We start from the raw sequence: 24,927 nt of genomic DNA, 5'->3' as shown, positions 1-24,927 counted from the left end.
AGACGACCTCACTTTTGGTGAATGGCCGCGCACGGACTGGGAATGGCCCACTTCACGCGGGGGGCCGGCAGCTCGGATCTTCGATCCTTCTGCGCCCCGCCCGTCCGCGCCGCTCTGGCGCCTCGCATGGCTGCCGCGAAATCGCGCGCGCCTTGCGTGCTTTTTGTTTTCGGCCTCCACCTTCCCTTGGGGCCAATCTGGAATATCACATGGATAACTTTGAAAACCTCGGCCTTTCGCCGCTCGTGGTGAAAAACCTCACGGGCATGGGCCTGACAACGCCAACACCGATCCAAGCGCAAGGCATCCCGCCCTGCATGGAAGGCCGCGACATTCTTGGCCTCGCGCAGACCGGCACAGGTAAAACCGCCGCGTTTGGCCTGCCGATGATCACGCAGATCCTTGCTTACGGCAAACGCCCTGCGCCCAAAACCGTCCGCGCTTTGATTCTTGCGCCGACGCGTGAACTCGCGACGCAGATCTATGACAATCTCGCAGCATTCTCAGCCGGCGCACCGGTGCGGATCTTCCGCGTTGTGGGCGGCGCATCGATCAATGTGCAAACCGAAAAGCTCTCGAAAGGCGTCGACGTTCTGATCGCGACACCGGGCCGTTTGCTTGATCTGCTGGAACGCCGCGCATTGATCTTGTCGGAAACCAAATATCTCGTCCTCGACGAGGCTGACCAGATGCTCGACATCGGGTTCATTCACGCGCTGCGCAAAATTGCGCGCCTCATTCCTGAGGAGCGTCAGACGCTGCTGTTTTCGGCAACGATGCCCAAGCAGATGGAAGAACTTGCCGCAACCTACCTAACCAATCCGGTCAAGGTGCAAGTTGCCCCTCCAGGCCAAGCCGCCGAGAAGATCGAGCAAGGCGTGCATTTCACGACGCAAGGCGACAAGGCTGCGCTGTTGGCGGAATATATCGCCAAGCACCCCAAAGAGCTCGCTGTGGTATTCAACCGCACCAAGCACGGGTCGGACAAGCTGGCGAAACTGTTGGAAAAATGGGGCTTCTCGGTCGTGGCGATCCACGGCAATAAATCCCAGAACCAACGCGAGCGCGCCTTGGCGCAGTTCCGCGCCGGCGAGGTCGAAATCTTGGTTGCGACAGATGTTGCGGCCCGTGGGCTCGACATCCCAGAGGTCGCGCATGTCTATAACTATGACCTGCCCAACGTGCCCGAGAACTATGTACACCGCATTGGCCGGACAGCTCGCGCGGGTCGCAACGGTCGCGCAATCGCTTTTTGTGCGCCGCTCGAGATGGCCGATTTGCGGTCCATTGAGAAAGCAATGAAGAAATCGATTCCGGTGATCGGTGGCGAAGTGCATATGGAGGCCCCTGAGGGCTTCAAACGTCCTAATGGTGGAAACCGCGGTCCACGCGGCCCGCGCCCGGGTGACAATCCGGCGGCGAAGCCGCGCGGCAAGTCGGCTGGCCGTCCGCAATCTGCGGTCGCGTCCAAGAAGGCCAAAGGCGCAGAAGGTGGCGCACGCCCGCCGCGGCGTCCCTCGCGCGCGCCCAAGAGCAAACAATCGGTTTGATCTCACATAAATGATCCCCAAAGGCGTCCCGTTCGGGACGCCTTTTTTCGTTAAACTGAACCGCCAGAAGCGCATCGGCGGGCCTTGGACGGGTCGGCGTCAGGCATAAAAAGCCAGCCGTCAGGAGGAGGACGGGACGCACAGCCGGTTTCCTCACCCGAATGGGGGCGGCAATTGCGATCTGATGGATTTTAAAGGCTGGCTGCAAAGCGCCTTGCCGAATCCGCTCCACGCGGGCTAACCACGCGCATGGCAAAGCTGTATTTCAATTATTCGACGATGAATGCGGGCAAAAGCACGATGCTGCTTCAGGCCGCGCATAACTATAGCGAACGCGGGATGTGCAGCTATCTGCTAACGGCCCGGCTTGACACACGGGCAGGCGAAGGCCGCATCGCAAGCCGTATCGGCATTGGCGCGCAGGCCGATCTTTACGATCAGCAAACCAATTTGTTCGAGATGGTCGAGGCCCGCTTGAACCTCGGGCCGCTCGATTGTCTCTTTTTGGACGAGGCGCAGTTCTTGACGCCCGATCAGGTCTGGCAACTCGCGCGGATCGTGGATGATCTCAACCTGCCTGCGATGTGCTATGGCTTGCGCGTTGATTTTCAGGGGAATCTCTTTCCCGGCTCTGCTGCATTGCTCGCCCTCGCAGATGAAATGCGCGAAGTCCGCACGATCTGTCACTGCGGCAAGAAGGCGACAATGGTGGTGCGCAAAGCCGAAGACGGCACAGTGATCCACGACGGGGCGCAAGTCGAAATCGGCGGGAATGACCGCTACGTGTCGCTCTGTCGCCGGCATTGGCGCGCGGCGATGGGCCGCTAAACCGATACGGTCGCGCGCAGCCGCGCCTCGCCCAGTTCGGCTTTGCTGCCCGACATCGCAACCGCGCCGCGTTTGAGCACGTAAAAGCGATCCCCGAGATCGAAAGCGAAATCGAAATATTGCTCAACAAGAATGACGGCCATGCCCTTCTCATCGCGCAGGTATTTGATAACGCGGCCGATTTGCTGGATGATATTGGGCTGGATACCCTCTGTCGGCTCATCCAGCAGCAGAATTTTCGGCTTCATAATCATTGCCCGCGCGATGGCGAGTTGCTGTTGTTGCCCGCCAGATAGATCGCCGCCACGCCTGTGCGCCATATCTTTAAGAACGGGGAACAGGTCGTAAATCTCGTCAGGAATGAACCGCTCACCGCGCGGCAAAATCGAAAATCCCGTCTCGAGATTTTCCGTCACTGTGAGCAGCGGAAAAACCATGCGCCCCTGCGGCACGTAACCGACACCGCGTTTGGCAATATCTTGCGGGCGTAACTTGCCGATCGTCTCACCATCGATCGAAATTTCACCCCCCGAGCGCGCATGTGTGCCCGCAAGCGCTTTGAACAGCGAGGTTTTCCCCACACCGTTCGTGCCCATGACGCAGGTCACCTCGCCCGCCTTTGCCTCAAGGTCGATCCCGTGGAGGATCTGGCTGCCGCCATAATGGAGCGTGAGATCTTTGGTTTCCAGCATCTTATCGCCCCAAATAGACATCAATAACTTGTTGGTTGGCCGTCACAAAATCCAACGACCCTTCCGCCAGAACAGACCCTTCGTGCAGCACCGTGACCTTGCATTCCAGCCGCCGCACAAATTCCATATCATGCTCCACCACGACGACTGCGCGGGTCTTGGCCAATCGAACGAGCATCGCAGTTGTCTGCTCGCGCTCGGCCAATGTCATGCCGGCGGCGGGTTCATCCACGAGGAGAAGGCGCGGCTCTTGCGCGAGCAACATCGCGATTTCCAACCATTGTTTTTGACCGTGGGATAGCTCGCCTGATTTTCGTGCCAGCGCATCCTCCAAGCCCACCTCCGCCGCGATTTCAACGACGCGCGCACGGTCAGCCTCAGTCGGCTTCCAGAACAAAACCTTCCACGGCGCGCGGTCAGCCTTCAGCGCCAGCATCAGATTATCTTCAACCGATTGATCCTCAAACACGGTCGGGCGTTGGAACTTTCGCCCCACCCCAGCGCGCGCAATTTTTGCCTCGCTGAGTTTGAGGAGATTCACCGATTTCTCGCCCCAAATCACGCTGCCTGCATCGGGCTTGGTCTTTCCGGTCACGATATCCATAAAAGTCGTCTTGCCCGCGCCATTGGGCCCGATAATGGCGCGGAGTTCGGCCGCGCCGATTGAGAAGCTCAGATTGTTGATCGCGCGAAACCCGTCAAACGTGACGGAGATGCCGGAGACTTCCAAGAGTTGGCTCATCGTGTTGCCTCCTGTTCTTGGAACGATCCGTCAGAGGGGCCCATCGGCGTCCCACCGCGCTTGGGCGCGCGCAATCCGCCGAGCAGATCAAACAAGCCGCCGATCCCCTTGGGCGCAAATAGGGTCACAAGAACAAACGACAGTCCGAGCAGAATTTGCCACCAATCGACCCATTTGACCGTGTAAAACCCAAGCGGAATATCCGGCGCGCGACCGCCGGTGAACCATGTCGAGACCAACGAGACAAACGCCGCCCCGATCACCGCCCCGTACAGACGACCACGCCCCCCGATCGCCACCCAAACCGCGAGATAAATCGACGCGATCGGCGCCATTTCGGCAGGGTTGATAATGCCCGCCTGCGGATAATAAAGCGCGCCCGCGATGGCGGCGATCACCGCCGTGAGCGTGAAGATAAACAGCTTATAGCTCTCAACAGAGTAGCCAAGGAACCGCACGCGGGCCTCGTCATCGCGGATACCGCGAATGACTGACCCGAATTTGCCCGACACTGCCCACGCGCAAAGGGTATAGCCAATCCCGAGCGCGAGAGCCGACCCCCACAGGAACCAAACCGACAGTTGATCTTGCGAGGCGGTCGAGCCGGGGATATTTTGAAGGCCGGACAATCCGTTGTTGCCGCGCAGGCCGCTATCGTTTTGGAACAAATAGAGGGCTAATGCGAGGGTCATCGCCTGGGTGAGAATGGACAGGTAAACGCCCGTGACGCGCGACCGAAAGGCCAGCCACCCAAAGATCAGCGCAAGCACGCCGGGAACTAGAACGACCAGCGCAAGCTGTGCAGGCAGGGAACCTGCAAGGCCCCAAATCGCGGGAAGTTCAGACGTTCCCACCACGCCAAAAATCTGGCTCGCGATGGCGTCGGATAATTCCTGCGGCGTCATGGGCAAGGGGCTGGCGGCGGACGCGATGACGATGTCACGCGTGCGCGCGAACATCAGCCACATACCGATCATATATCCGCCGAGGCCGAAGAAGGCGAAATGGCCGAGCGAGAGAATGCCCGCGTAGCCCCACACCAAATCCATCGCGAGCGCGATCAGACATAAGCAGAGCGTTTTACCGAGCGTCTTGACCATCGAGGTCGAGATCACATCCGCGCCATAAGCATTGGACAAGAGTGTGATAACCAAGGTGAAGACCGCCAAGCAGGCAATGAACACGAGGGTCGATGGATGGCGGGTGAGGAAGCTCTGTCTCATTTTGCACCTCCAGCGGCGTCGGGAATGGCACGGGCAGCGGGCAGGTTTCCCCCCCATGACGGCTTATTCAAACGCGCCGCGCCTATAAAATAGGTATTGTAACCAGATGCTTGCATGATCAATCCCCCGCCGCGCGGCCTTTGAGGGCGATGATCCCTCGGGGGCGGAACTGGATAAAGACAATGATGAAGATGATCATATACGTCTGGGCGGCCAAAGTGTTGGACGGGTTGAGGAACTCGATGCCCTTTTGCAAGAAGCCGATCAGCGTCGCCCCCGCCAGTGTCCCCCAGATATTGCCGACCCCGCCGACCACAACCGTCATGAAACTTTGCACGATATAATCCGAGCCGAGTTCGGATGTGACTTTGGCAAAAAGACCAATGGCAACGCCTGCCACCCCTGCGATCCCCGATCCGAGACCGAAGGTCAGCATATTGATCCGGTCGGGGTTAATCCCCATCGACGCGGCCATACTCGGGTTTTGTGTCACGGCGCGCACTTCGAGGCCAAGCCGCGTGCGTTTCATAATGAACAGGAACAGGGCGAGGAATAGCAGGGCGAGGATGAAAATTGCGATCCGGATATAGCTGATCGAAACAACATCGTTGAACGAAAGCGCCCCATCAAGCCATGCAGGCGACGTAAGGGGCCGGGCCTGTGTGCCAAAGATATTTTTGAATAATTGTTGCAAGGCAATTGAGATGCCGAAGGTCGCGAGCAGTGTTTCCAACGGACGTTTGTAGAGATGGCGGATCACGAGGCGCTCCATCCCGACCCCTGCCGCGAAGGTGATCGCGAAAGCGACAGGCAGCGCGATGAGGATGGCGAGCGTGTAATCGGGCACGAACAATTGGATCACATAACCGGTGTACGCGCCCATCGTGATGAATTCTCCATGCGCCATATTGATGACGCCCATCACGCCAAATGTGATCGCCAGGCCGATTGCCGCGAGAAAGTAGATCGATGCGAGAGAGAGGGCGTCGAGGCTCAAATCCACCGCCTGCATCGCGCCGACTTTTGTCGCGATCTTGGTGAGCGCACGTTCGGCCGCCTCGGCAACCTCCTGATCAGGCTCGGCGTATAACTCGGCGTAGCGGAAGGCGCGTGTTGCGGCGCTCACCTCGTCATCGGTGGCGGCAACAGGGACGAGGCCACTGGTTTCCAATGCGGTGTAGGCGGTGTCGCGCGCGCTGGCTGTATCGAGATCGGCAACCGCGACGCCCCCCACTGTGCCCTCCACGATATTGGCCTCCAACGCGGCGATCAATGCAGGACGCGTGAGCCGCGCGGGCGCGAGATCTTGCGCGACGAGCAAATCGTAGGCCTCGGTCTCAGTCAGCCCGCGACCCAAGCGCAATTCGCTTTTGATCGACCCACTCGGCTCTCCCTCAAATGCCTTGCGCGTGGTCACTGTGAGCGGGTTGAGCGCGCCGCGCAGATCAAGACCAAGGTCAGCCCCGAACCCGTCAATCGCGGCGATCCGCTCCGCCGGATCGGGATCGAACCGGATGGTCAACAGCCGCTCAAGTCTTGTTTTCTGCGCGAGCAGAGCAGGATCATCCTCCGTCTCGATCGATGCGCGTAGCGGCGTCAGATGTTCGGAAGCGCCGTCGCGGGCAAGCGATGTCAGCGCCGCCTGACGCAGTTTGGGATCGGGATCTTGTAACTGAAATTCCACGAGAGCTGATGCGATCAGCCCGCGCACACCGGAGTTCGGTTTAATCTCCTTGATCTCGGATGTCTTCGCAGCCCCAATCACAGCACCCGTCGCCGGATCCGTCAGGGCGTAGCCGTCTTGCGTTGTTTCCAACAGAACGATCGCGCCAGTCGCATCGACACCCAAGGCGCGATCGGCCCATGCCTGCAAAACAATCGGCGCGCGCGGCCCGGCCGCGCCAATCGCGGCGATTACAGGGGCGATCGTCTGGCGCGATGGCTTTTTGATCGCATCAGCATTCTGCGCGATGACCTGACCGAGAGGTGAGAGCGCGGGCGTCGCCACTTGCGCGGTATCAGGCGCATTCGGTGCTGTTGTTTGAGCCGCGAGCGGCAGTGTTCCGAGGCAGAGAGCCGCCGTCAGCGCAAAGAGGATCGTTCTCATGAGATGTCCCAAGATTGGAGAAAGCGGGACGAGCAGCCTGCCCGCCCCGCCTCGCGGCGTTGCTTAGTAGTTGGATTTCAACTGAACGCAGGTCTTGGTTTCGGTGTTGTACATACCGCAACCAAGATCTTTCCAATCGGATTCCAGCACGGCAGATTCCGGCAGGAAGTCCGTCCACGCATCGCCTGCAACAGGCTCGGTTTGCGAGATGATGTCGAACTGCCCGTCAGCCTGAATCTCACCGATGAGGACTGGCTTGGTCAAATGGTGGTTCGGCAACATTTCAGCTTCGGTGCCGGTGAGGTTCGGGAAGGTCTGCCCGATCATCGCCTTTTCCACGGTGTCGACATCCGTCGTGCCCGCCTCGGTCACGGCCGATACCCACATATTGAAGCCGATATAGGTGGCCTCCATCGGATCGTTGGTCACACGCTCTTCGCCCATTTTCGCCTTCCACGCCGCGACGAATTCGTCATTCACCGGGCTTTCAGCCGATTGGAAGTAGTTCCATGCCGCCAAATGGCCAACGAGGTTCGAAGTATCGAGGCCGGAGAGTTCTTCCTCGCCCACCGAGAACGCGACAACGGGGATGTCATCTGCCGAAATGCCGGCCGCTGCGAGTTCTTTGTAGAAGCCCACATTCGCATCACCGTTGATCGTAGAGATCACACCGACCTTTTTGCCATCCGCGCCCAGCGCCTTTACATCCGCGACGATCTTCGACCAGTCGGAATGCCCGAACGGGGTGTAGTTGACGAAGATATCATCCGCCGCGATCCCTTTGGACCCGAGGTAGGCCTCCAAGATATTATTGGTGGTGCGTGGGTAGACATAATCTGTGCCGAGCAGCGCAAACTTCTCCACGCCAAGCTCGTCGAGGAAGTAATCAACGGCGGGGATTGCTTGCTGATTGGGCGCAGCGCCGGTGTAGAATACGTTTTTCGAGCTCTCCTCGCCCTCGTATTGCACGGGGTAGAACATCAGGCCGTTGAGTTCTTCGATCACCGGCAAAACCGACTTACGCGATACAGAAGTCCAACCGCCGAAAATCACATCGACCTCGTTTACGGTCAAAAGCTCGCGTGCTTTTTCCGCGAACAAGGGCCAGTCCGACGCGGGGTCGACAACAACCGCCTCGAGCTGCTTGCCCAGCAAGCCGCCCTTTTTGTTTTGTTCCTCGACGAGCATCACCACCGTATCTTTCAACGTGGTCTCGGAAATCGCCATCGTCCCCGACAGCGAATGGAGAACGCCGACCTTGATTGTCTCGTCTTGTGCGTAAGCGGTCGAGGCGAGAAGCGTGGCAAGGCCGGTGCCAAGCATCAGGGTTTTGATAGAAGTCATCTTTGTCCCTCAAAAAATGGGCCGCAAGAAACGAGCGCGCAAAAGCGCGGCATCGGGCGGCTCCCTGTTGTGATGCCCTGCTGCGGGAGGCGTGGCCTCGCTCGGCGCAGGGATGGATTATGTATCGGGGATGTTGCCTCCCCGCGCTCAGATCAAATCGCGAGGATGTGATTGCGGCAAGTGTCGCCGCGTTGCCGTCGGGCGCGAGAGGGTACGGCGGGCCGCCGTGTCACATATTTGTGCGACAGGCGGCCTAATTGATTAAAAAATAGACGAAAACTGGTAGCCCAGATGATTCGATAGCCACCCAGCGCAGGTGCTCACGCACTCTCCGACACGACAGGGCGCAGCGCCAAACCACCGTCAGTTTCCAAAAACGCCACGATCTCCGCGACGCCGACGCCTGATTTAAGCTGCGCCATCACGTATGGCCGCGCGCCGCGCGCCGCGGCGGTATCCGCCTGCAGCAAGACTGGATCCACACCCACATAAGGGGCGAGATCCGTCTTATTCACCACCAACAGATCCGATCGCGTCACGCCGGGCCCGCGCTTACGCGGGATATCTTGCCCCGCTGCCGTATCGATCACATAGATCGACAGATCCGCCAGCTCGGGCGAGAATGTCGCCGCGAGATTGTCCCCGCCCGATTCAATCAACACCAGATCGAGTTCGGGAAAGGCCACAGTCAAATCACGGATTGCCGCAAGGTTTATCGACGCATCTTCGCGAATAGCAGTATGCGGACACCCCCCCGTCTCGACACCCCGAATCCGGTCCGCCGGCAAGACCTGCGCACGCATCAGCGCCTCTGCATCCTCGCGCGTGTAGATATCATTCGTCACCACCGCCATCGAGCAACGCTGCGCAAGCGCGCGGCAAAGCTGCTCCGTTAACGTGGTTTTTCCGGCGCCAACGGGGCCGCCGATACCAATGCGAAGGGGGCCGACATGCGAAGGGGTGCTCATGTTTTAAAGATCCTGACGGTTTGTGTCTCGTGGGCCATGGCGGCGATTTCCGCGCCAAAGGCCGCTGTGGTAATATCATCGGGGGTGGATTGCGTTGCACGCACGGCCAAACGGTGGATCAACGGATGCAACCCGCGTAGCACGCCCTGCCCCGCGTTTTGCCCCAAAGGCACAAAGCGCACGGCAGCGGAGGTAAGATTGGACGCGAAGCTGTGGAGATAAGTCGCAATGACGTGTTCGGGCGGCAGATCCAACCCGACAGCGGCCAAGCCAACTGCGATCGGCAAGGGATAGGCGCGCCCTTGCGCGACGCCAATCGCGTGCGCGGCCAAAGCAAAAGCCGCGCCTTGTTCACAAGTCTCGCGCAGCCGCTCTTTCGATCCGGCCATTGCATACACGGTATCCGACAAAGCCTCCGGATCCGCGCCGCGCAAAACACACGCGAGGATAACGGCATCGCCCCAAGCCGCGCCATGCTCCAACACATCTGCCAGCCAGCCTTCGACCGTTTGCGCATCATGCACGTCGCCCTGAGACACTGCCCATTCCAGCCCGTGCGAATACGCATAGCCACCGGTCGGAAACGCGGGAGAAAGCCACTGCACGAGGCTGAGAAGACCGAGCGTTGCATCAGCCATGCGAGGGGTCTTTAACGGCGTGGGCATGCGTGTGGCCGGAAAGGTCGTGATCATGGCTATGGCCATGGCTGTGCGCGTGGCTATGACTATGAACATGACTATGCGCGTGGCTGTGGTCATGTTCGTGCGAATGGCCATGATCGTTCGCGCCGTGATAATCGGCGCTATGCGCCTCGTCCCCGTGGGAATGCCCCATCGTCCGGCCCAAACCATAGGCCCCGCCTTCGGGCGTGAAAGGCGCGGTCGTCCGCGTCACATCAGCCCCAAGCTGTGCCAGCATCGCCTCCAACACATGATCAGGGCGAATCGTCAGGCGATCAGACTCAATCTGACAAGGCGTATGCCGATTCCCGATATGCCACGCGAGTTTTGGCAAATCACCGCGGATCACCAAGACGTCTTCCGTTGCCGGTACGACCTCAATCACGCGCCCGTCGTCCAGAACGAACCCTTCTCCGCCCTGCAATCCCGTGACTTCAGCGAGCGAAACCAGAAACGCTATCCCCCCTTCGGAGACAAGCCGTTTGCGGCGCAAAATACGTGCGTCATATCCCAAGGACACCGTATCGGCGGCCGTGAAACTTGCGGCTGGAACGAGCTGATGTGACACGGGTGTTGAGGTCATGGATTTTTCTTTCCTTCGAGGGTTCGTGAAAGGATTCGTTAAGCATTTAACGTCAGATTGAGCATGTAGACAGAATGTCTCGAAACGGTGATCCGAGAAGGAAACCCGCAATGCAAGACCTGTGCCACCCGCGCCGCAACTGCGCTCTTCGCGATCAAAACGCGTTGAGCTTGGCGAGCGGGCCCATATCGCAGACGGAAGAATTTCGTCTGAATGAGAATGTCGGGACAAAGTGCCCGCCTGATTTGGCGCAGTATCGTCACGGCGAGGTGTTGGTGCAAAACGCCCAATCCTCTAACGGCCGTGACACCCCTAACCTGCTGACAATGCGGACGGAAGCGCGTGAAAGCGCGCTTCCGGCAACCCCTGCCTCCGTCACGATACCGCCGTGCCTCGATCCCGCTGGCCAAGCCATCAAGACCGCGCTTGCGCGATGGGAGCGCCTGACACAGGAATAAGCGCGCCCGACCTCGGAAGGGAATGAGATACGGCGTCACTGCGATCTGCCTTCAATACAGGAAGTATCGCTGAGCAAGAGGCAGTTCTTCGGCAGGCTCACAGATCAACAGCTCGCCATCCGCACGCACCTCATAAGTTTCCGGATGTACTTCAATCTTCGGCGTGGCTGAATTGTGGATCATGTCGGATTTACCAATACCGCGCGTGTTTCGAACCGCGAGCGTCTCTTTCGCCAGCCCCAATCGATCGCGCAGCCCGTCCTCCTGAGCCGCCTGAGAGACAAATGTCACGGCAGAACGCGACAGCGCCCCGCCGAGCGTGCCGAACATCGGGCGCATGTAGAACGGCTGCGCGGGGATAGATCCGTTCGGATCCCCCATCTGCGCAGCAACGATCATTCCGCCCATCAAAACCATCTCGGGCTTCGCAGCGAAGAAGGCAGGATTCCAAAGCACCAAATCCGCTCGTTTTCCCACCTCGACCGAGCCGATATGCTGCGAAATCCCATGCGTGATCGCGGGGTTGATCGTATATTTCGCGATGTAGCGGCGCACGCGCATATTGTCATTGGCGCCAATCTCGCCCGCCAAACGCCCACGCTGTTTCTTCATCTTATCGGCGGTTTGCCATGTGCGAATGATCACCTCGCCCACGCGGCCCATCGCCTGACTGTCGGACGAAATCACCGAGAACGCCCCGATATCGTGCAAGATATCCTCCGCCGCAATGGTTTCCTTGCGGATCCGGCTCTCGGCGAAGCTCACATCTTCGGGCACACGGCGATCAAGGTGGTGACACACCATGAGCATATCGAGATGCTCTTCCACGGTGTTTTGGGTATAGGGGCGCGTCGGGTTGGTGGAGGACGGGATGACGTTTTGTTCGGCCACAACCTTAATGATATCAGGGGCATGACCGCCGCCCGCGCCTTCGGTATGGAACGCGTGGATCGTCCGGCCCTTGATCGCCGCAAGGGTATTTTCCACAAATCCGCTCTCGTTCAGCGTATCGGTGTGGATCATCACCTGCACATCCATGTCCTCGGCCACACCAAGGCAGCAATCAATCGCGGCGGGTGTCGTGCCCCAATCTTCGTGCAATTTGAGACAAGACGCGCCCGCCCGCACCTGTTCCTCCAACGCGGCAGGCAGCGAGGCATTGCCCTTGCCCGCGAACGCCAGATTCATCGGCAAAGCATCTGCCGCCTGCATCATCCGCCCCAGATGCCAAGGCCCCGGTGTGCAGGTGGTCGCCAATGTGCCATGCGCGGGGCCAGTGCCGCCGCCGAGCATCGTGGTGATGCCGGAAAATAGCGCGTCTTCAACCTGTTGCGGGCAGATGAAATGGATATGCGCGTCCATCCCCCCCGCCGTCAAAATCTTACCCTCGCCCGCGATAATCTCGGTGCCGGGGCCGATGATGATGGTCACGCCCGGTTGTGTATCGGGGTTGCCCGCTTTGCCAATCGCATGGATCAGCCCGTCGCGAAGGCCGACATCCGCCTTATAAATCCCCGTGTGATCGACGATCAGCGCGTTGGTAATCACCGTATCCATCGCCCCGCCGGCGCGGGTGATCTGGCTCTGGCCCATCCCGTCGCGGATCACCTTGCCACCGCCGAATTTGACCTCCTCGCCGTAGGTGGTCAGATCGCGCTCCACCTCGATGATCAGATCAGTATCGGCCAGACGAACCTTGTCGCCGGTCGTCGGGCCAAACATATCGGCATAGGTCGCGCGGGAAATCAGGGCGGGCATCACAAACTCCTGTCGGTGCGGGGCCTGCCCGCTTTGCTATTTCGGCTTGGGCACGCTGGGCCCAAGATTGCCAAGTCTCTTGGCATTCGCGGCCGTTTTGCGGCCAATCGGCTTCAACCCCGCTCGCATGACGTCCGCAGGTGACTTTCCTGCTAGGGCAGCACGCTGAGCGGCCTGCATGGAATCCATCGCGGCGGTGGTCTTTTCGGCCACCATCCGATCCATTTCAGAGGGTTTGGTTGCCCAAAACCCCATCATTCCAGCGGTGCGCATGGCGATCACGGCTTGCGCCTCGGCCGCCATCTGCACCATTTCAACGCCCAAGTACCAAGGGGCAAACAGATGTTTCATCTCTAGACCTCGCGCGAGCGGATCAGAGTTGCCCCATCACCGCTTGATTAAATCCGTAGACTTCCCGTTTACCAGATAAAGGGATCAAACGCACTTCACGAGTTTGCCCGGGCTCGAATCTTACGGCAGTCCCTGCGGCGATGTCCAAACGCTTGCCGCGCGCGGCTTCGCGATCGAATGAAAGTCCGCCATTGGTCTCCGCGAAATGGTAATGCGAGCCGACTTGCACAGGGCGATCACCGGTATTGGCGACTTCCAACACCGTGACCTCGGCGCCGGCATTCAACTCGATCTCCCCCTCCACGGGGAAAACCTCACCAGGAACCATGCCCGTTGAGGAGGCCGCGACACCCGCGCTCATTTTACGGGCCCGCAGCTGACCGCCCCATGACTAAGCTTGTCGCGGCTCTGGCTTCGTGCGGCGTCACGGCGCGACTGGCGGGATTTGAAAATCACCGCCCCCAATGCCAGCAAGCCGACCGCAATCATCGCCGCGTGATCAGGCTGCGTCAGCGCGTGCCACATCGTCAAAGGCTGATGCGAATGATCGGCATGGGCGAAGGCCGCTGCAGGCGCCGCAGTTGCCGCACTAAAGATAAAGGCTTTCATACGTCTCTCCCGTTATCGGATCGGATGATGAACGGTCACCAGCTTGGTGCCGTCCTTGAATGTGGCTTCAACCTGAATCGACGGGATCATCGATGCGATCCCCTCCATGCAATCAGACGCTGCCACGACATGCGCCCCGGCCTCCATCAGATCGGCCACGCTACGCCCCTCGCGGGCGCCTTCGATGACAAAGTCAGAGATCAGCGCGATTGCCTCGGGGTGATTGAGTAACACCCCCCGCTCACGCCGCCCGCGCGCCACAATCGCGGCGAGCGAAATCATCATCTTGTCTTTCTCACGCGGAGTTAGGTTCATTCGTCTCCCTTTCAGATTTGCCAGACGCGCGGCATTGGATCGCGGCGCAAAACGCCCATCAATGCGAGGATTTGCCGCCGTAATGGCCAGCCATCCGCAGCCATCATCCGAACAATACACTTCCCGTCGAAACCGCTGACGGCCGCCGTTACGCCCTCAACCGTGAGCGCCGAGCGCGCCCTATCCGCAGCATCTTCCGCCCCCTGCCCGACAATCGCCAAGGTCGCGAAAGCCCGCGCGGGGATCATCGCGGGCGTTTTGCGCATCAAACGCGCGGTGTCGAGATGCAGTGGCTCAATCAAAACCGGTTTGCCTTTGCGGCGCACCTCCCGGCGATCGGAGAAGGTCAGAGTTTCCAATGTCTCGCCCATCGCCGCGCGGCCAAGGACGACAGTCTCCACCAACATGCACCCTGCGCCCTCCTCCAGATCAATGATCGTGTGGCGCGCGAGGGAGCTTGCCTCGTAAAGGATCGTCTCTTGCGGCAACCAATCGAGCCAAGCCCCCGCGCCTACTTTGTGATGCACATTCATAATCGCGGGCGGCGCCCCTTCGGAGGCGCGATAGGCTCGTTCCGCCGTTTGCGTGGTCGCAACCGCCCGCCCGCCCGCACCAAGGTGCAGCGCGAATGACATCTCGTCGCCCCCCGTCAAACCGCCCGACGTGTTCAGAAAAACAACCTCGGGCAGCGTGCCGACGCGCGGCAGCATCGCCTTCGCAGACCCCGCCTGACGCAGATCGGTGAGCCGCATGCGCCCCGCGTCAGAGACCAAGCCGACAAACGCCTCTCCGCGCGCGCGCTGCATTCGCGATGCAGGGTTCGAAAAGGGGTGACGGTCCAGCATGATAGCTCCTTCGCGCCTACTAAAATCCGCCCACCCGCCCTGTGCAAGATCGGGGACGCGGGGAATTGGAGGCGGCGCGTGCGCAAGGATTGTCTGCTTAAGTATTAAACACTTCGATCATTATTTGACCACCCGGAGAATCAGAACATCCGCGCGCCCAGCGGCACACCCTCCACCGCAGAATCAGGGCCAAGCAAGACCACTTCGCCCTCCGCATCGGGCACACCGAGGATCAGCACCTCCGAACGCACAGGCCCGATCTGGCGCGGCGGGAAGTTCACAACGCCAAGCACCCGCCGGCCGATCAGCCCCTCGGGCGTGTAATGCTTTGTGATCTGCGCCGAGCTTTTACGCTCTCCGATCTCGGGACCAAAATCGACCCAAAGTTTAATCGCAGGCTTGCGCGCCTCGGGGAAGGGCTCCGCACGGGTGATCTTGCCCACACGGATGTCGACTTTGGCGAAGTCTTCATAATCAATCACTTGCCCAACTCCCGTCCACGATCAGCAGCGGCTTTTACCGCCTGTGCCAACAGGTGACCAAACCCGGTTTGTGCATCCATTAAGACTTCAAGCGCCGCCGCCGTTGTGCCCCCGGGCGAGGTTACATTGATGCGCAACTGCTCTGGCGTGTCGGTTGCGTCCTCGGCCAATTGCCCCGCACCCCCGACCGTCGCCTTGGCCAACCGCATCGCGAGATCGGCGGGCAGGCCCTCCGCCTCGCCGGCCTTCGCCAGCGCTTCGATCAAATGGAACACATAGGCCGGCCCAGACCCAGACACCGCCGTCACGGCATCCATCTGCGCCTCGTCATCCAGCCGCGCAACCTGCCCGACGGCCAATAAAAGCGACTCCGCGAGATCCAGATCCGCCGGACCCGCCGCGGCATTGCCGATGATCGCCGTGATCCCCCGCCCGATTGCCGCAGGCGTATTGGGCATCGCGCGCACGATCGGCGTCTCGTCCCCCAGAACCCGCGCATAGGCCGTGAGTGTGGTGCCCGCAGCGACAGTCACAAATAACGTCGAACCTCCACCCATCGCCGCGAGCACCGGCAGCGCCTCGCCCATCATCTGCGGCTTCACCGCGATCAGCACAACGGCAGGCGCTTCGGGAAGATCGGCATTCAGATGCACGCCGGTCTCGCGCAACCAATCGGACGGATGCGGTTCAATGACATAGACCGACGCAGCCGGAAGACCCCCTTTGAGCCAGCCCGCAAGCATCGCAGACCCCATCTTGCCGCACCCCAAAAGAACGAGACCACGCTGTGGAATATGGTTGAAATTCATAAGGTCCCCCATTGATTTGGGGACAAGACTAGGCGCGGCCGAAAGCCTCTGCAATGGCGACTTTGATCGCCGCTTCGGGGGTATCGCCACCCCATGTCGTCAACTGGAATGCAGGATAAAATCGCTCTGACGCGGAGACTGCGGCGCCGATCATGCGGTCCACTTGTTCCGGTGTCGCGAACTCCGCGCCCGTCAAGACCAACCCATAGCGCCACACCATCAATTTCTGATCCGCCCAATAGGTGAAAGCTCCCGTCCAGACCTCATCATTGGCGCGGTTCATCACATCATAGAGCGCAGGCAACCGATCGGCAGGAGGATCCATCTCGAAGGTCGAGATCAGGCGGAGCGTCTCATCCTGAGCCCCCCAAGCGAGCGTGATCGAATAGCTGCGCCATTGCCCCTCGACGACCATCGAAATCTGATCTTCGGTAACGCGATCAAAATCCCATGCGTGGACAGCGGCAAGATGTTCAACCACATCAATGGGATGAAGCGCATCCGTATGGAGGCTACCGTCGTGAAATGCCATCGCTTACCCCTCCTTGTCGCGCCCCTTCGCTAGGACGCTAAAGATTGTTATCCACACAAGGATCGGGGAACTTGCCCTCTACCCTCACCACATATGGTGTCTGCAATGAGTCATTGTGTAAAGGTATTTCCGCAGCGCTGGCCTCGCCCGCGCGCAGAAAACTGGGGACAACTTGGTCAAAATCGGTGATTTAGCGCGACAGGATCACGTTCGGGGCAACTTTGCCCGCACTTCGGCCAGCAATTGCGCCGCGGGGCGAACCCCTGCGAAGCGCGCAATTTCACGGCCTTTCACGAATAACACGAACGCAGGTATTCCCTGAACGCGATAGGTCTGCGCGACTTTCGGATGGGCTTGCGTATCGATCTTCGCCAGTCGAACATCCGCCCCGAACTGACGCGCAGCTTGTTCGAATTGCGGCGCCATCTGGCGGCAAGGTCCGCACCACGGCGCCCAGAAATCCACCAGCAACGGCACATCATCGCCCTTCGCGGCCTTACCCAGCGTTTGCGCATCGATCACCGCGACTTTACCAGTGATCAAACCCGCTCCGCAAATTCCGCATTTGGGTTTTTCCGAAAGCTTGTCCGCGGGCACGCGGTTTGCCTGACCGCATTCCAGACAAATCAATTTCTTAGCCTCGGCCATTCCGCGCCCTCCGTCATCAACCTGATCCTATATCGGTCGCGGGGCGTCGATCTTCAACCCGTCGACGGGCCAATGACGCCCGCCGGAGGGGCGTTGCACACCTCCGGCGGGACGGATCAGACCCTGCGCGGGTTATTCGGCGTAGCTCTCCACCGGCGGGCAGGTGCAAATCAGGTTGCGATCGCCGTAAACGTTATCGACGCGACCAACCGGCGGCCAGTATTTATCAACGCGGAAGGCCCCTGCCGGGAAACACCCTTGCTCGCGGGTATAGGGACGATCCCAATCCGCAACGAGATCCTCGACCGTGTGCGGCGCGCGCCTGAGCGGGCTATCCTCCGCGCTGATCTCCTCGCGCTCCACCGCACGAATTTCCTCGCGGATTGCAAGCATCGCAGTGATGAAGCGGTCAATCTCGGCTTTCGTTTCCGATTCCGTTGGCTCCACCATCAGCGTGCCCGAGACCGGCCACGACATCGTCGGGGCGTGGAAGCCGTTGTCGATCAAGCGCTTGGCGATATCGTCAACACTCACACCGACCTCCGCAAACGGGCGGGTATCAAGGATACATTCATGCGCGACGCGACCGCGATTTCCCATAAACAGGATCGGATAATCGGCCTTGAGGCGCGCCGCGATATAGTTGGCGTTCAAGATTGCAACGCGCGTTGCCTGCGTGAGGCCTTCGCCACCCATCATCAAGCAATAAGCCCATGAGATCAGCAAAATCGACGCCGATCCATAAGGCGCCGCCGATACCGCCCCTTCTGCCATCATATCCGCCGCTTCGGGATGGCCCGGAAGATAGGGGGCCAGATGCGCCTTCACGCCGATTGGCCCCATGCCCGGGCCGCCGCCGCCATGCGGAATCGCAAAGGTTTTGTGCAAGTTGAGGTGGCTGACGTCCGATCCAATTTCACCGGGCTTCACCAAACCCACGAGCGCGTTCATATTCGCACCGTCCAGATACACCTGCCCCCCATGCGCATGGGTAATGTCGCAAATTTCACGGACAGTTTCTTCAAACACCCCGTGCGTCGACGGATAGGTGATCATGCATGCGGCCAGATTGTCGCCTGCCGCTTCTGCCTTCGCCTTGAAATCCTCCAAATCGACATCGCCGTTCGGTGCGGATTTCACAACGACAACCTGCATACCTGCCATCTGGGCGGAGGCGGGGTTCGTGCCATGCGCGGAGGTCGGGATCAGGCAGATCTTCCGGTTTTCCTCGCCGCGCGCGCGGTGATAGGCCGAGATTGTCAAAAGCCCCGCGTATTCACCTTGCGCGCCGGAATTGGGCTGCATCGAGAACGCCTCATAACCGGTGATTTCACAGAGCTTCTCGCTCAAATCCGCGATGGCCTCGTGATAGCCCTCCGCTTGATTGGCGGGCGCAAACGGATGCAGGGAGCCGAATTCAGGCCATGTGATCGGCATCATTTCGGCGGCCGCGTTCAGCTTCATCGTGCACGACCCGAGCGGGATCATCGCACGATCCAGCGCCAGATCACGATCCGACAAGCGCCGCATGTAGCGCATCATCTCCGACTCCGCGCGGTTCATGTGGAACACAGGGTGAGTCAGATAGTCACTGTGTCGCAACATCTCCTCGGGGAAGCCCAGCGCTGTTGGCTCCGGCGCGGCGTCCGTGATCCCGAAGGCATCCAACAAGCGCGTGATGATCCCCTCATCCGTCAGCTCGTCGCATGAAATCCCCACGCGGTCATTGCCAACACGGCGAAGGTTTAGCCCCCGATGACGCGCCGCCGCCATGATACCTTGCTGCCCGACACCGACCCGCACCGTGAGCGTATCAAAGAACGCCGCAGGCTCGACATCCGCCCCGGCCGCAATCAACGCATCGCGCACTCGCACGGTGTTCAGATGGACCATTTCCGCAATCGCCCGCAGGCCCGTCGGCCCGTGGAATACCGCAAAGAACGATGCCATTACCGCCAACAACGCCTGCGCCGTGCAAACGTTGGAGGTCGCCTTTTCGCGGCGGATATGTTGCTCGCGCGTTTGCAAGCTGAGGCGGTATGCCTTGTTGCCCTTCGCATCGATCGACACGCCGACAATCCGCCCCGGCATCGACCGTTTGAGCCCGTCCGAACAGGACATGAACGCAGCATGTGGCCCGCCATACCCCATCGGCACACCAAAACGCTGTGACGAGCCGACCGCGATATCGGCCCCCATCGCGCCCGGTTCTTTCAGAAGACACAAAGCGAGCAAATCGGTCGCGACAACCGCAATGGCCTTTGCGGCGTGCAAGGCCTCGCAGTGCGCCGTAAGATCGCGGACATGACCGTGCGTGCCGGGATACTGGAAAATCGCGCCAAAGACTTCATCGGCTTTGAGCGCCTCGATCGGCCCCGAAATGATCTCAATGCCCAGCGGGATCGCACGCGTACGGATCACATCCACTGTCTGGGGGTGGCAGGCCTCGTCGACAAAGAATGCCCGCGCTTTTGATTTCGCACCGCGCTCTGCCATGGCCATCGCCTCAGCAGCCGCCGTCGCCTCATCAAGCAACGACGCATTGGCAACGGGGAGCCCCGTCAGATCCGCGACCATTGTTTGGTAATTCAGCAACGCCTCGAGCCGACCCTGCGCGATTTCAGGCTGGTAGGGCGTGTAGGCCGTATACCAAGCCGGATTTTCCAGAATGTTGCGCTGGATCGCGGGCGGCGTCACCGTACCGTAATACCCCTGCCCGATCAGCGAGGTCATCACGCGGTTTTTGGCGGCAACCGCCCGCATCTTTTCCAACAGCCGGTATTCCGACAGCGGCGCCCATGTCAGCGCCTCCGCCTGACGGATCGACGCGGGAACCGTCTCATCGATGAGCTGGTCGAGGTCACGCACCCCCACCGATTTTAACATCTCCTCCATCTCCGACGGGCTTGGCCCGATATGCCGGCGATTGGCGAAATCATAGGTGTTATATGTCGTGGGGGTGAACATAACTCTTATCCGATCAGGTCGTTATATGCGTCTTCATCCATGAAATCATTAAGTTGACCCATGTCTTCCAACTTCATTTTAAAGAACCAAGCCGCGCCGGTGGGATCGTCATTGATCATCGCGGGGCTGTCGACGATGGCCTGATTGATTTCGATAATCTCGCCATCGACAGGCGCGAGAATATCGGAGGCGGCTTTCACGCTCTCGATCACGGCGCATTCATCCCCTTTGGCGACTTTCGTTTCCGGTTCGGGGAGCTCGACGAAGACAACATCCCCGAGCTGTTCGGAGGCATGTGCCGTGATGCCAACGACGACATAGTCGCCCTCGACGCGGAGCCATTCGTGATCTTCGGTAAATTTCATTTTGAGGCCTCTGGCGTTTGAAGTGGCTGGTGTCAGCGCTTGTAGGCGCTGGGGTGGAAAGGAAGCGCCGCGATCACGGCAGGGAGGCGCTTGCCGCGCACCTCGCCGTAAACGACGTCGCCAACAGTCAGGGATGCGGGCAAGTAAGCCATCGCAACGGGCCGCTCGACCGAGGGGCCGAACCCGCCCGATGTCACGGTGCCAATCGGAGAACCGCCCTCACGCGCGGCGTAAATCTCGACGCCCTCGCGCATCGGCGCGCGGCCTTCTGGTAAAAGCCCGACACGGCGCGTGGCGGGACCCGCACTGAGTTGGCGCAGAATGACGTCCGCTCCAGGGAAGCCACCTGCGCGCGCGCCGTCCGAGCGCCGCGCCTTTTGAATGGCCCATGTCACCCCGGCCTCGACCGGTGTTGTTTGGGTACCGATGTCGTGCCCGTAAAGGCAAAGCCCCGCTTCAAGGCGCAGGCTATCGCGCGCGCCCAGACCGATCGGCGCGACCTCCTCCATCGCCAAAAGAGCTTGCGCGAAATCGACCGCGATCGCATCGGGCAGGGAAATTTCAAAGCCGTCCTCGCCGGTGTAGCCAGACCGCGAGATCCACAGATCATGGCCACAATAGCTCAAGGTCCTGACATCCATGAAGCGCATCGATGCGACATCCGGCATCAACCGCGCCAGCGCCGCCTCCGCCGCGGGGCCTTGCAAGGCCAACAAGGCACGATCCGTGACCACCTCGACGGCAGCCTCCCCCAGATGCGCGCGCAGATGGGCGATGTCTTCGGATTTGCAGGCCGCATTGACCACCACAAAGAGATGGTCGCCGCGATTGGCAAACATCAGATCATCCAAAATCCCGCCCGCCGCATTCGTCAGCAAACCATAGCGCTGGCGTCCTTCGGCGACGCCAATGACATCGACCGGCATCAACGCCTCGAAGGCCTGCGCAATCCCCGCCCCCCGCAAGATGACCTGCCCCATGTGGGACACATCAAAAACGCCCGCCTGCGCGCGGCAATGCAGATGCTCCTTCAACACCCCCATCGGATATTGAACAGGCATTTCATAGCCCGCGAAAGGCACCATCTTTGCGCCTAGCAAAATGTGAAGGTCGTAAAGACCCGTGCGCTCAAGGTTGGACATATCGTCCCCCTATTTTAGGCCGGATCGCCGGCACCGAAACCATGAGACACATGCCCGAAGGCCTGTCGTCCCGCTCGATGCCCCCTCTGTCTTTACCTTTTCAGGCGCCTGAGATCGTTATCCCTTCGGCGGGCGCGAGGCGCCACTCTCCAGAGTATACCGTCAAAAAAGGTCCTTTTGCCTGAGAGTTTACCGGGGCGGTTGCTCCTTCGGCCCTGAGGCAAGCCCCAGCTTCTCCCGATTCTGACGCTCAACGATTAGCCCGACGCCCCCTAATCTCGCAAGAGGAGAAATCCAAAATCGACGCTTTCCAGCAAAAATCGACATCCGGCACCGTGGCGCAAAACCAAAAAGGCGCCCCGAAACCGGAGCGCCTTTCTTAATTTATTCTATCAGGATCGGAGGGTTAGACCTTCGCCCGCACCGTTGACAATAATGGCATCAACTCGCCCATATCCGGCCCATGCGCCTGACCCGTCAAAGCTTTGCGCAATGGCATGAACAAGGATTTCCCCTTGCGGCCAGTCGCCTCTTTGACGGCTGCGGTCCAGTCTTTCCACGAGGTTTCCGTGAACGGCTGCGCTGGCAAAATGGCCATGGCATCGCGGACGAATTCGGCATCTTCGGCGTCGATCACAGGCTCCGCGCCGTTGAGGCACAGATCGGCCCAATGGTCGAGATCGCTCAGCTTATCGATATTTTGCGACGCGACCGCCCAGAACTGCTCGGCTTGATCATCTGCAATCCCAAGCGCCTTGATCTGCTCGGAGACCTCCGCGAAGGGCAGTTGCTGATTACGCGCGCGCGTCAGCGGGATCAGATCGTTCGCGTCGAATTTGGTCGGCGCGGTGCCGAACTGCGACAATTCGAAGCCTTCCGCGATTTCGTCCAACGTCAAACGCAATTCGATCGGCTGGCTCGACCCGAGCCGCGCCATCATCGAAAGCAACGCTTCCGGTGCGATGCCGCTTGCGCGCAGGTCGCGCAGGCTCAGCGCGCCGAGACGTTTGGAAAGTTCCTCGCCTTGCGGGCCGGTCAACAAGGAATGGTGCGCGAAACTCGGCGGCGTGCCGCCCAGCGCCTTGATGATCTGGATTTGCGTGGCGGTATTCGTCACGTGGTCTGCGCCGCGCACGATGCTGGTCACGCCCATATCCGTATCGTCCACGGATGACGCGAAGGTATACAAAACCTGACCGCCCGCCTTGATCAAAACCGGATCCGAAACCGATGCGGCGTCAATGGAGATCGGACCGATGATCCCATCCGTCCACTCGATCCGCTCGAGATCGAGCTTGAAACGCCAATAGCCCTCACGGCCTTCGGCACGCATTTTGGCCTTCTCGTCTTCCGTCAAGTGAAGCGATGCGCGATCATAGACCGGCGGCTTGCCCATATTGAGCTGCTTCTTGCGCTTGAGGTCCAGCTCCGCAGGGCTTTCGAAACACTCGTAAAGCTTGCCATCGGCCTTCAGGCGCTCGGCCTCGGCATGATAGCGTGCGAGGCGCTCGGATTGCCGCTCGACCCGATCCCACTTCAGGCCCAGCCATTCGAGATCCTGCTGCAACGCGTCGATATATTCCTGTTTCGACCGTTCCTGATCGGTATCATCGAGGCGCAAGATGAACGTACCGCCGGTTTTACGGGCGATCAGATAGTTCATCAGCGCGGTGCGCAGATTGCCGACGTGAATGTAGCCAGTCGGAGAGGGAGCGAAGCGGGTAACGGTTGTCATCAAGGTTCTCCTGTTGCCCCCGCTCTCTCATATGGCGCGCGTTTTGTCCATATCGGGCGCGCCTTGGCGCCCAGATAGGGTGCGCCTGTGTTCACGATCCAGTCATCGGCGGGAACTCGCAACAATTAAATCGTGACTAATGTGCTGGCCGCCCTAGTCTTTTTGGCGAGAGGGCATTCCCCCTCATCTTAGCCACCCTTGCCTAGATCCGGAGATCTTTGATGACAACTTCGCCTCTGACACGCCGTTCGGCCCTGATGATCGCGGGCGCTCTGCCTTTGATGGCCACTGCAGCCGCCGCGCAAGACGCGCCAACGGACGCTGCAAAAACTGATATGACCGTTCAGGTTCCGGCAATCGCGCCCTACCGCCGTATGACGCTTGGGGCGTTCACCGTCACGACATTGCTCGCCGGCCTTCGTCCGCTGGAAAGCCCGCAAGAAACCTTCGGGATGAATGTCACCCCGGAAGAATTCGCGGAAGCGTCGAAAGCGGCGTTTATCCCTGAAGACAAAAGCATGAACTTCTTCACGCCGACCGTCGTGCAGACAGGCGAGGAAGTTATCTTGTTCGACACCGGCCTCTCGCCGGAGGGCATCACCACCGCGCTGATGGCGGCGGGCATTTCGCCTGAGGATGTGACCACAGTCGTAATCACACACATGCACGGCGATCACATCGGTGGCCTGTCGACCGACACACTGCCGACCTTCCCGAACGCGCGTTACATCGCAGGGCAGATCGAGTTCGACCACTGGGCCGCAGCAGGCAACGAAGGCTTCGATGCGAAAGTGCGCCCTCTGTCCGAGCGCATGACCTTGATCGAAGACGGCACCGAGATCGTGCCGGGGATCACCGCGATGCTCGCGGCGGGCCATACGCCGGGCCATATGATCTTCATGCTCGAAAGCGAAGGCGCGAAGCTTCTGCTGACCGTCGACACGGCCAACCACTACGTCTGGTCGCTCGGTTATCCGGATTGGGAAGTGCGCTTCGATGCGGATAAGGCAATGGCCGCGCAAACGCGCCGCAAGGTCTTCGGAATGTTGGCGGAAGAACGCATTCCGTTCATCGGCTACCACATGCCATTCCCAGGCGTCGGCTATGTCGAAACAGCGGGCGATGGCTTCCGCTTCGTTGCGGCAAGCTATCAGCTGGACGTCTAAGTAAACGCGCCCTGACACGATCGGGGCG

Annotated in this window: 26 protein-coding genes and 1 riboswitch; of the genes, 4 read left to right on the top strand and 22 right to left on the bottom strand. The window is 59.9% G+C overall.

What is annotated here, in order from left to right:
• Nucleotides 1-209: 209 nt before the first annotated feature.
• Both SJY32_RS02305 and SJY32_RS02300 read left to right on the top strand, forming a co-directional pair.
• Nucleotides 210-1,550, top strand: coding sequence for a DEAD/DEAH box helicase (locus SJY32_RS02305; protein WP_376871135.1), 1,341 nt, complete (start codon nt 210-212; stop codon nt 1,548-1,550).
• A gap of 249 nt (nt 1,551-1,799) precedes the next feature.
• Nucleotides 1,800-2,378: a thymidine kinase gene (locus SJY32_RS02300; protein ID WP_376871133.1), complete on the top strand. Its 579-nt coding sequence runs from the start codon at nt 1,800-1,802 to the stop codon at nt 2,376-2,378.
• Here SJY32_RS02300 and urtE read toward each other — a convergent pair.
• The 8 genes from urtE to SJY32_RS02260 all read right to left on the bottom strand — a co-directional run bounded on the left by urtE (nt 2,375) and on the right by SJY32_RS02260 (nt 10,717).
• Nucleotides 2,375-3,070, bottom strand: coding sequence for an urea ABC transporter ATP-binding subunit UrtE (gene urtE, locus SJY32_RS02295; RefSeq protein ID WP_376877525.1), 696 nt, complete (start codon nt 3,068-3,070; stop codon nt 2,375-2,377). The genes SJY32_RS02300 and urtE overlap by 4 nt on opposite strands.
• Nucleotide 3,071: 1 nt before the next feature.
• Nucleotides 3,072-3,812 carry an urea ABC transporter ATP-binding protein UrtD gene (urtD, locus tag SJY32_RS02290; protein WP_376871131.1) on the bottom strand — a complete coding sequence of 247 codons (741 nt, stop codon included), beginning with the start codon at nt 3,810-3,812 and terminating at the stop codon, nt 3,072-3,074.
• Nucleotides 3,809-5,035, bottom strand: coding sequence for an urea ABC transporter permease subunit UrtC (gene urtC / locus SJY32_RS02285; RefSeq protein ID WP_376871128.1), 1,227 nt, complete (start codon nt 5,033-5,035; stop codon nt 3,809-3,811). The genes urtD and urtC overlap by 4 nt, the downstream gene beginning before the upstream one ends.
• Nucleotides 5,036-5,153: 118 nt before the next feature.
• Entirely contained in the window at nt 5,154-7,142 is a 1,989-nt protein-coding gene (gene urtB, locus SJY32_RS02280; protein WP_376871125.1) for an urea ABC transporter permease subunit UrtB, read from the bottom strand.
• Between the two features lie 63 nt (nt 7,143-7,205).
• Nucleotides 7,206-8,465, bottom strand: a complete 1,260-nt coding sequence (urtA, locus tag SJY32_RS02275; protein ID WP_376877522.1) for an urea ABC transporter substrate-binding protein — start codon at nt 8,463-8,465, stop codon at nt 7,206-7,208.
• A gap of 341 nt (nt 8,466-8,806) precedes the next feature.
• Entirely contained in the window at nt 8,807-9,454 is a 648-nt protein-coding gene (ureG, locus tag SJY32_RS02270) for an urease accessory protein UreG (protein WP_376871123.1), read from the bottom strand.
• A complete protein-coding gene (locus SJY32_RS02265; RefSeq protein ID WP_376871121.1) occupies nt 9,451-10,092 on the bottom strand; it encodes an urease accessory protein UreF in 642 nt (213 codons plus the stop codon). Before SJY32_RS02265 ends, ureG begins: the two co-directional genes overlap by 4 nt.
• Entirely contained in the window at nt 10,085-10,717 is a 633-nt protein-coding gene (locus SJY32_RS02260) for an urease accessory protein UreE (protein WP_376871119.1), read from the bottom strand. The genes SJY32_RS02265 and SJY32_RS02260 overlap by 8 nt, the downstream gene beginning before the upstream one ends.
• Before the next feature lie 110 nt (nt 10,718-10,827).
• On the opposite strand from SJY32_RS02260, the gene SJY32_RS02255 reads away from it, so the two are divergent.
• Nucleotides 10,828-11,175 carry a hypothetical protein gene (locus SJY32_RS02255; RefSeq protein ID WP_376871117.1) on the top strand — a complete coding sequence of 116 codons (348 nt, stop codon included), beginning with the start codon at nt 10,828-10,830 and terminating at the stop codon, nt 11,173-11,175.
• Between the two features lie 51 nt (nt 11,176-11,226).
• Here the strand turns inward: SJY32_RS02255 and ureC are convergent, their stop codons facing one another.
• The 14 genes from ureC to gltX form a co-directional block, all read right to left on the bottom strand.
• Entirely contained in the window at nt 11,227-12,933 is a 1,707-nt protein-coding gene (ureC, locus tag SJY32_RS02250; protein ID WP_376871114.1) for an urease subunit alpha, read from the bottom strand.
• A gap of 36 nt (nt 12,934-12,969) precedes the next feature.
• Nucleotides 12,970-13,284 carry an antifreeze protein gene (locus tag SJY32_RS02245; RefSeq protein WP_376871112.1) on the bottom strand — a complete coding sequence of 105 codons (315 nt, stop codon included), beginning with the start codon at nt 13,282-13,284 and terminating at the stop codon, nt 12,970-12,972.
• 22 nt (nt 13,285-13,306) lie between these two features.
• Entirely contained in the window at nt 13,307-13,612 is a 306-nt protein-coding gene (locus SJY32_RS02240; protein WP_376877519.1) for an urease subunit beta, read from the bottom strand.
• Nucleotides 13,613-13,641: 29 nt separating this feature from the next.
• Nucleotides 13,642-13,893 carry a hypothetical protein gene (locus tag SJY32_RS02235; protein ID WP_376871110.1) on the bottom strand — a complete coding sequence of 84 codons (252 nt, stop codon included), beginning with the start codon at nt 13,891-13,893 and terminating at the stop codon, nt 13,642-13,644.
• A 12-nt stretch (nt 13,894-13,905) separates the two neighbouring features.
• Nucleotides 13,906-14,208 (bottom strand): urease subunit gamma, encoded by a 303-nt coding sequence (locus SJY32_RS02230; protein WP_376871108.1) that lies wholly within the window; start codon nt 14,206-14,208, stop codon nt 13,906-13,908.
• Nucleotides 14,209-14,219: 11 nt separating this feature from the next.
• Nucleotides 14,220-15,053: an urease accessory protein UreD gene (locus SJY32_RS02225; protein ID WP_376871106.1), complete on the bottom strand. Its 834-nt coding sequence runs from the start codon at nt 15,051-15,053 to the stop codon at nt 14,220-14,222.
• A 140-nt stretch (nt 15,054-15,193) separates the two neighbouring features.
• Entirely contained in the window at nt 15,194-15,535 is a 342-nt protein-coding gene (locus SJY32_RS02220) for a tRNA-binding protein (protein WP_376871104.1), read from the bottom strand.
• Entirely contained in the window at nt 15,532-16,344 is an 813-nt protein-coding gene (gene proC / locus SJY32_RS02215; protein ID WP_376871102.1) for a pyrroline-5-carboxylate reductase, read from the bottom strand. The genes SJY32_RS02220 and proC overlap by 4 nt, the downstream gene beginning before the upstream one ends.
• Nucleotides 16,345-16,372: 28 nt before the next feature.
• Nucleotides 16,373-16,876 carry a YbjN domain-containing protein gene (locus SJY32_RS02210; RefSeq protein WP_376871100.1) on the bottom strand — a complete coding sequence of 168 codons (504 nt, stop codon included), beginning with the start codon at nt 16,874-16,876 and terminating at the stop codon, nt 16,373-16,375.
• Nucleotides 16,877-17,080: 204 nt separating this feature from the next.
• Nucleotides 17,081-17,524: a thioredoxin family protein gene (locus SJY32_RS02205; protein ID WP_376871098.1), complete on the bottom strand. Its 444-nt coding sequence runs from the start codon at nt 17,522-17,524 to the stop codon at nt 17,081-17,083.
• 132 nt (nt 17,525-17,656) lie between these two features.
• A complete protein-coding gene (gcvP, locus tag SJY32_RS02200) occupies nt 17,657-20,491 on the bottom strand; it encodes an aminomethyl-transferring glycine dehydrogenase (protein WP_376871094.1) in 2,835 nt (944 codons plus the stop codon).
• Nucleotides 20,492-20,496: 5 nt separating this feature from the next.
• Nucleotides 20,497-20,856: a glycine cleavage system protein GcvH gene (gene gcvH / locus SJY32_RS02195; RefSeq protein WP_376871092.1), complete on the bottom strand. Its 360-nt coding sequence runs from the start codon at nt 20,854-20,856 to the stop codon at nt 20,497-20,499.
• Nucleotides 20,857-20,888: 32 nt separating this feature from the next.
• The gene (gcvT, locus tag SJY32_RS02190) at nt 20,889-21,998 is read right to left on the bottom strand and encodes a glycine cleavage system aminomethyltransferase GcvT (RefSeq protein ID WP_376871090.1); all 1,110 of its coding nucleotides are present in this window, start codon (nt 21,996-21,998) and stop codon (nt 20,889-20,891) included.
• A 159-nt stretch (nt 21,999-22,157) separates the two neighbouring features.
• Nucleotides 22,158-22,248, bottom strand: a riboswitch (glycine riboswitch).
• Nucleotides 22,249-22,404: 156 nt separating this feature from the next.
• Nucleotides 22,405-23,733, bottom strand: a complete 1,329-nt coding sequence (gene gltX / locus SJY32_RS02185) for a glutamate--tRNA ligase (RefSeq protein WP_376871087.1) — start codon at nt 23,731-23,733, stop codon at nt 22,405-22,407.
• A 221-nt stretch (nt 23,734-23,954) separates the two neighbouring features.
• On the opposite strand from gltX, the gene SJY32_RS02180 reads away from it, so the two are divergent.
• Nucleotides 23,955-24,899, top strand: coding sequence for an MBL fold metallo-hydrolase (locus tag SJY32_RS02180; protein ID WP_376871084.1), 945 nt, complete (start codon nt 23,955-23,957; stop codon nt 24,897-24,899).
• The last annotated feature ends 28 nt before the right edge of the window (nt 24,900-24,927 follow it).

The organism is Albirhodobacter sp. R86504, from assembly GCF_042466415.1.
Taxonomy (GTDB): Bacteria; Pseudomonadota; Alphaproteobacteria; order Rhodobacterales; family Rhodobacteraceae; genus Albirhodobacter.
This window is presented reverse-complemented; position numbering and strand designations above follow the sequence as displayed.